A 6505-nucleotide genomic window follows, 5' to 3' on the forward strand; every position below is an offset into this window, starting at 1 on the left:
CGGTCAGTGCCAGGAAGGGCGCGTTGATCGCGTTGAGCAGCGGACTGGTTATTGACGCGGCGCTGGCGGCCTCGGCGCTGGCATAGGACCCCGCACCCGCGGTCAGCGCCTGCACAAACTGGGCATGAAACGCCGCCGCCTGCGCACTGAGCGCCTGATAGGCCTGGCCGTGCGCCCCAAACAGCACTGCGATGGCCGCCGACACCTCATCGGCGCCCGCGACCAGCACCACCTCGGTGTTGGCCGCCGCCGCGGCGTTGGCCGCCCCAATCGCCGAACCGATACCCGCCAAATCCGTGGCCGCTGCCGCGATGGCCTCCGGCGCCGCTATCACAAACGACATCTGACACCTCCCACTAGGTCATGACCCAATAAGCCAGGACAACCCGGGAGATGCCCGGGTCATCCTCGACCCGTGGGCAGGAGCGGATCATATCGCCAAACGGGCTGCCAAATCCCAGGTTTTCCCATAATTCCGGTTTCAACCGGCCCGCTCGAGACCGCGCTGCCCACCTCGCTCAACGCAGCAGCACCCACCCCGCCTGCACCGCAACGGGCGCGATCCACGCGCGGACACCTGGCTGGCCGATGGCAGCGACGAGATCCCACGCGTGGGTCAGCACATCGGTGGTGCTTACCGGGTCAGATCCCGTAACCGGAGAATCTCAGGCGGGTGCACCAGCGAGCGTGCGCACATCCCCCGCTCGCCGACTCTGGCCAGCCAGACAGCGTTGAGTTTGTCGGTTTTGGCCCGCCCTTGACATTCTTGCCGTCGCGTTGACCAGCCAGCGATTCAAGCCCTCGGCCTCCAGCAGTAATACACGCCCTTCGAGTAGTCGCCGGTGGATTCCATCACCGCCCGCGACACCCGCCACCGGCGAAACCACACCGCCATGTTCAGCAACTCCGCGGTCGTGGTCGCATACTCACGGACCTCCTGCATCCGCCGTCCCGGCTTCGACGGGTGCAGCACTCGCACACACGCCACCAGCGAGGCCTTGCCCAGATCCAGTGCCGCGATGCGCTCCACGTGCAGCGCCCGCGGGAGCCCAGTGGGATCGGATCGAGTCGGACCCTCGTGCTCGTAGCAACACGGCACGGCCCCGAAAAACGGGCTCCCATAACCAAACTGATCGACTGACGCCCCGCGCCAAGACGACACCGGCCTCAGCGGGCGGCCAGCCCCGGTTTTTCCCGCATGCGCGGCGTCCCCGCACGGGACCGGGAACTGATGGGCAAGGGTGGCCCGACCCAGGGTGCCGTTGTGTTGGGTAAGCCTGGTCTGAAGCTGTTCGCCGACGTCGCTTTGACCTGCGTCGCCTCGGCGATGCTCAGGCTGGCGTTGTCGGCTGTTGCCAAATCAAACGAACAATTCATGCCGCTGCTCGTGGTGGCGGTCATGTCGCAGCTGGTGTTCTCCGGCGGCATGATTCCCGTCACCGGGCGCGGTCCGCTCGACCAGATGTTGAAACGGTGCGCGGGCAGTGCGCGGCAAACGAAGTCATCGCCTCAACCATTGGAGATGATGTCGAGACGCCGCGCGGAGTACTCCGTGTCCGAGATCGCGCCCCTGCCGCGCAGGTCCTCGAGCTCCCGCAGCCGTTCGGAGACGGGCACGATGGACAACGGAAGCGCGTGCGGACGCGACCGTAGGCCGCCGCGGCGCTCCTGTTTGCCCCACTCCGCGCCGAGGTTGACGAGCCGCAGCGCAAACAGCACGCCCGCGGCTGTGATGGGCAATCCCAGGTAGAGCATCCAGCCCACCGGCATGCCGGCTCGGCTCAGCGCGAGATAGCGCAGTAGGAGCGTGAGCGCGACCATCCCACCGATCACCAACACCACGACCTTGGTTGTCATTCGGGTGTTCCTCCTCCCGGTTCGCTGTCGGTCGAAGCGCTGCTGTGGCAAGCCGACAACGAGGGGTCGCCACCGATCCCAGCATCAGGGAAAAAGTCTTGTGACGCAACGATTTTGAATTCGCGGTATTGATGGTCGACCCGATGGGCTGAGCCACCCGACGACGCCCCACGTCGGTGGGTTGGTCACCCGAGCACGGTTAGTAGTCTGTCTGCCGCGCCGGTCAGCAGCCCCGGCCAAACCCGGGGAATCCGTGTTGTGCGTCTGGGGTTGCGGATGTTGTTGGTGATGCTCGGCGCCAGCAGGACTCACGTACGCGTCAGCAAAGATCCCGCTGGCACCGGCGATCCCACTACGTGAGGTAGCTGGTCAGAGTCTCACTCGGAGAGTCCACCAACAACGAAGGCGACCACTGCATACGCGGCCTCCTCGTCACGAAACATAATCTCGTGCCCATGTGCTCACCTCCTCTCTATTTAATCGATCGATTGTTTATATTTCACTACATTGGGGAGCATGCGTATCCCACAGAGGGGTGGGACCACCATCCGTCGATCGGAGGACGTTGATGTGTCCACCAATCGGAGGACGGATGGCAGCGCCGCATAGTATTTGTTGTCGACGAGGTGATGCACCCATCCGCGGTAAGCACCGAGTCAAGCGCCACGTAACCACCGATGTGTTTGATCAAGCCGCACAACCAGTTTGGTGGACAACGGTGCGCCCACGGAGGAGAAAAATTCGTCCGCCGCACGTATCGCGCGCTCGGGCTCTAGTGACGGGCAGACACGATGACCAACTACCCACCTGACCGCATGGTCGGGCCGCGGCTGCTGCTCCGGCCGCCCCGGCTCGACGACGCCGACGCGCTGTACGAGAGGGTTGCCCGCGATCCCGAGGTCACCCGGTATCTGCTGTGGACACCGCATCCCGACGTCGTGGAGACGCGACGGGTGATCACCGAGCATTTCAATGTCGGCAACGACGAGCGGACCTGGCTTATCGCGCTGCGGAACGGCGACGGCATCGTCGGCCTCATCGGCTGCCGGCGTCAGGCACGCCATTCCGTCGAAATTGGCTACTGCCTGGGACGGGCATGGTGGGGCATGGGTCTCATGTCCGAAGCGCTGCGGGTACTGCTGACCGAGCTGGCCGCCGACCCCGGCGTGTACCGCGTCTGGGCCACCTGCCATGCCGACAACGAGCGGTCGGCCCACCTGCTGCAGCGAGCCGGCTTCGCGTTGGAGGGCCGCCTGAATCGCTACGCGGTCTACCCGACCATCGGGCCCGAGCCGAGCGACAGCCTGCTCTACGCCAAGGTCCCGCGCTGAGCGCGTCGTGTCATAGTCTCGGGCCAGCCCTGGCGTTCCGGCTCAGCCAGAGCGGATACCACGTGGTGGTGGTCGAACTCGCCGACCGCATCCACCGCGGCGGCCGGACCGTCTACCTGCGTGGCGATTTGGCCGATGTTCCGTGATCCTGGTGCCGGTACCGCTCGGCGGCTACCACGCCTGGCTCACCGTTCCGGACACCGTCGGCATGAACGGCTGGTACCTCGTTTCGACGTCGATGACGGTGTACCCGGTCATGGGCCACCTTCTCTATCTGGTCGCAGTCACCATCAGTCACCTTTGCCATGAAACCGGACAATTCCCCAGAGAACGCTGCAGCGAGGAACGCGCGGCGGAAGTCCCGCAAACTGGCGGTCATCAACACCAGCACGCTGCCCGCCCGGCCGATTGGGTCATCGTTCCCAGCCGATAAGCGTAAATCGCGGTGGTGCTTACCGGGCTTATTCACCGCGCTCTAAGTCGAGCCACCCGCGACCAATTGCTTGCGGTCGATCGGCCGGGAGTAAGCTCACCGGCCTAACAAGGCAAACTTGCGGATCACACCGGCGGCGGCTCGATCCGCTCGATCGTCTTGATCCGGTCGATGGACCTATCGAAGGACGCGACCTTGCCGACCCCGGTGCTCTCAGCGCAGGCGACGAGGTACGCCTCCGCGAAGTCAATCCGTTCGCTCTCGTAGACCTCGATCGCGCGCAGCAGAAGGGCCGAGTCCACGCAGAGTATCGAGCCGAAACCAACGAGCGACCGCATCGCTTGAGCAATCTGGTCGCGGGGCGTTTCATAGAACGACTCCAACACGTACACCGTTTCCGCGACGACCAGGTCGGTCAGGAGTAAATCCGGCGTGGTCGCCAGGCAGGCAGTCGCCCGTGCTGCCATGTCTGGCGGGTCGCCTGTCAAGTGTCGGACCAGGACGTTCGTGTCGACGAACACGCTCAACGTCGACCCGCAGCCCGTTTCGTCCTCGTGCGGCGGATCACCTCATCCCAGGCAACATTGCGTTTCGCCGCCGGCACGCCGATCGTACCGGCCAGGGAGAGAAAGTCCGGTGTGCGGGCAAACACCGCTCGACTGCCCTCAATCCGGAAGACGACCTGATCCCCCGGCTTCAGGCCGAGCGCATCACGCACCGCTTTGGGAACCGTCACCTGCCCTTTCGACGTCATCTTGGCCGCAGCCTCCATATCGCGCTCCTTACTCAATAAATAAGGTAAGGATATCTCCGGCGATAGGTGCGCCCGAGTGCCTCCTTCACCCGTCCTCAAGCCAGCCGTACCCTCACAACCTGTGGAGCTGCTGATCGCCGTCAACCCAGACACCGGTTCCCGACTTCCCTACCTGATCCGGGTGCCGGTGGGAGCGGGCCTGGTGTTCGCCACGTCGGATGTGTGGCCGCGCACCAAGGCGCTGTATTGCCATCGGCTCGACATCGCCGACTGGCCCGACGACGCCGTCGTCGTCGACCGGGTCGAGCTGCGCAGCTGCAGCCGCCGCGGCGCGGCCATCGACGTTGTCGCGGCCCGCTCGCGGGAGAACCGATCCCAACTGGTGCACACCGTGGCGCGCGGCCGCCAGGTGGTGTTCTGGCAAAGCCCCAAAACACGCAAACAGTCCCGGCCGGGCGTGCGCACCCCCACGGCTCGTGCCGCCGGCATCCCAGAACTCCACATCGTCGTTGACGCCCACGAACGGTACCCCTACAACTTCGCCGACAAACCCGCCCGGACAACGCGTGAAGCACTCCCCTGCGGCGATTACGGACTCAAGTTAGCCGGGCAGCTCGTCGCGGCGGTCGAGCGTAAAGCGCTGTCGGACTTCACCTCTGGGGTGCTTAATGGCACGCTGAAATACCAGCTCACCGAGCTGGCGGCGCTACCCCGGGCCGCGGTGGTCATCGAGGAGCGGTATTCGGAGATCTTTGCGCTGAGCTACGCCCGCCCAGCCGCGGTCGCCGACGGACTCGCCGAGTTACAGATCAGCTTCCCGACGGTGCCGATCGTGTTCTGCCAAACCCGCAAACTCGCCCAGGAATACACCTACCGCTATCTTGCCGCCGCTCTGGCCTGGTTCGTCGACAATGCCGACGCCGCAACGGTTTTCGAACCGCCTGCGGCTAGCCCGGAGCCCAGCAGTGCCCAACTACGCGCGTGGGCAAAAAGTGTCGGCCTGCCGGTGTCCGACCGGGGGCGGCTGCGCCCGGAGATTCTGCAGGCGTGGCACCGAGCTCATTGATGCGCATCGCCAGTGACTACCGCACCTCGACGAGGCCTGCGGGTGCTGAATCGGCCAATGCGGCTTCAGTCGGTGACACGACGGTGGTTGGACACCGCATCGGCCCGCCCATGCAAGCCCAATCCGCCAGGTTTGGGTACGGACAAAGCGCCGATGCCACCACCCGGATAGCGATACCGTTGCACCGGATGAGGATGGGTAGCGCCCAGGCGCTGACGGCGCGAGGAGTTAGTGATGTCGTTTGTGGTGGCGGCGCCGGCGGCGCTAGTGGCGTGGCGACAGCTACGGATTTGGCCAATATCGGTTCGGCGATAACAGCGGCCAACGCGACGGTGGCCGCTCCGACCACATCGGTTCTGGCCGCGGGCGCTGACGAGGTGTCGGCGGCGGTCGCGGCGTTGTTTTCCGGCCACGCCCAGGCATACCAGGCGCTCGGCGCGCAGGCGGCGGGTTTTCATGAGCAGTTCGTGCAGGCGTTGAACACCGCCGGGAACTGGTATGCGGCCGCTGAGGCCGCCAACGCCTCACCCTTGCAGACCGTGCAGCAAGACCTGCTGAATCTGGTCAACGCGCCCACTCAGGCGCTGTTGGGGCGCCCGCTGATCGGCGACGGCGCCAACGCGCCGGCGGGCAGCGGCCTGCCCGGCGGGCCCGGCGGGATCTTGTTAGGCAACGGTGGCACCGGCGGGTCCGGCGGGACTGGCCACCCCGGTGGGGCGGGCGGGAGCGCCGGGCTGATCGGCAACGGCGGCAGGGGCGGCGACGGCGGGCCCGCCGTCGCTGGCGGGACCGGTGAGTCCGGCGGGGCTGGCGGCAACGGCGGGCTGCTCTACGGCGCTGGCGTTGCCGGCGGCAACGGGAGCGCCGGCAGCAGCGCCGGCGCTGGCGGAGCCGGTGGGGCCGGCGATCAGGCCTGGCTGATCGGCAACGGCGGGGCCGGGGGCACTGGCGGCATCGGCGGCGCCAGCGGCGTGATGGGGCAGGCCGGCGGGACCGGCGGGGCCGGCGGCGCCGGCGGCTGGCTGTACGGCAGCGGTGGCGTCGGCGGGGCCGGCGGTAACGCC

At 66.3% G+C, this 6505-nt stretch carries 8 protein-coding genes and 3 pseudogenes; 5 read left to right on the forward strand and 6 right to left on the reverse strand.

All coding sequences use genetic code 11. The annotated features are described in order from the left end of the window. Both AWC07_RS05045 and AWC07_RS05050 read right to left on the reverse strand, forming a co-directional pair. Positions 1-343, reverse strand: a 343-nt coding sequence (locus AWC07_RS05045) for a PE family protein (RefSeq protein ID WP_139829547.1), incomplete at its 3' end; no start/stop codon positions are given. Positions 344-793: 450 nt separating this feature from the next. Then, complete coding sequence (locus AWC07_RS05050) at positions 794-1030, reverse strand: hypothetical protein (RefSeq protein WP_036411817.1); 237 nt, start codon at positions 1028-1030, stop codon at positions 794-796. A gap of 198 nt (positions 1031-1228) precedes the next feature. On the opposite strand from AWC07_RS05050, the pseudogene AWC07_RS05055 reads away from it, so the two are divergent. After that, positions 1229-1465 (forward strand): annotated as a pseudogene (locus tag AWC07_RS05055) (hypothetical protein); the annotation flags it as partial. Between the two features lie 44 nt (positions 1466-1509). On the opposite strand, the gene AWC07_RS27425 reads toward AWC07_RS05055, so the two are convergent. After that, positions 1510-1857: an SHOCT domain-containing protein gene (locus tag AWC07_RS27425; RefSeq protein ID WP_036411813.1), complete on the reverse strand. Its 348-nt coding sequence runs from the start codon at positions 1855-1857 to the stop codon at positions 1510-1512. A 791-nt stretch (positions 1858-2648) separates the two neighbouring features. Here AWC07_RS27425 and AWC07_RS05060 point away from each other — a divergent pair. Both AWC07_RS05060 and AWC07_RS05065 read left to right on the forward strand, forming a co-directional pair. Beyond that, a complete protein-coding gene (locus tag AWC07_RS05060) occupies positions 2649-3188 on the forward strand; it encodes a GNAT family N-acetyltransferase (RefSeq protein ID WP_036411812.1) in 540 nt (179 codons plus the stop codon). Positions 3189-3330: 142 nt separating this feature from the next. Further along, positions 3331-3621, forward strand: a complete 291-nt coding sequence (locus tag AWC07_RS05065; RefSeq protein ID WP_036411810.1) for a hypothetical protein — start codon at positions 3331-3333, stop codon at positions 3619-3621. A gap of 125 nt (positions 3622-3746) precedes the next feature. Here AWC07_RS05065 and AWC07_RS05070 read toward each other — a convergent pair whose 3' ends face one another. Both AWC07_RS05070 and AWC07_RS05075 read right to left on the reverse strand, forming a co-directional pair. Beyond that, entirely contained in the window at positions 3747-4142 is a 396-nt protein-coding gene (locus AWC07_RS05070) for a PIN domain-containing protein (protein WP_244187491.1), read from the reverse strand. 2 nt (positions 4143-4144) lie between these two features. Beyond that, positions 4145-4393, reverse strand: coding sequence for an AbrB/MazE/SpoVT family DNA-binding domain-containing protein (locus AWC07_RS05075; RefSeq protein ID WP_036411807.1), 249 nt, complete (start codon positions 4391-4393; stop codon positions 4145-4147). 103 nt (positions 4394-4496) lie between these two features. Here AWC07_RS05075 and AWC07_RS05080 point away from each other — a divergent pair, with 103 nt between their 5' ends. Further along, on the forward strand, positions 4497-5441 hold the full coding sequence (locus AWC07_RS05080) for an ERCC4 domain-containing protein (RefSeq protein ID WP_036411806.1): 945 nt from the start codon (positions 4497-4499) through the stop codon (positions 5439-5441). Positions 5442-5457: 16 nt separating this feature from the next. Here AWC07_RS05080 and AWC07_RS29690 read toward each other — a convergent pair. Beyond that, positions 5458-5563, reverse strand: a pseudogene (locus tag AWC07_RS29690) (type II toxin-antitoxin system VapC family toxin); the annotation flags it as partial. A gap of 112 nt (positions 5564-5675) precedes the next feature. Between AWC07_RS29690 and AWC07_RS05085 the strand changes: the two are divergent. Continuing rightward, positions 5676-6505, forward strand: a pseudogene (locus AWC07_RS05085) (PE family protein); the annotation flags it as partial.

The organism is Mycobacterium gastri, assembly GCF_002102175.1.
Lineage (GTDB): Bacteria > Actinomycetota > Actinomycetes > Mycobacteriales > Mycobacteriaceae > Mycobacterium > Mycobacterium gastri.

What these genes read in the sequence shown, in the direction of transcription:
- AWC07_RS27425 (WP_036411813.1), bottom strand. Translation starts at nt 1,857, where the DNA reads ATGACAACCAAGGTCGTGGTGTTGGTGATCGGTGGGATGGTCGCGCTC.
- AWC07_RS05060 (WP_036411812.1), top strand. Translation starts at nt 2,649, where the DNA reads ATGACCAACTACCCACCTGACCGCATGGTCGGGCCGCGGCTGCTGCTC.
- AWC07_RS05075 (WP_036411807.1), bottom strand. Translation starts at nt 4,393, where the DNA reads ATGGAGGCTGCGGCCAAGATGACGTCGAAAGGGCAGGTGACGGTTCCC.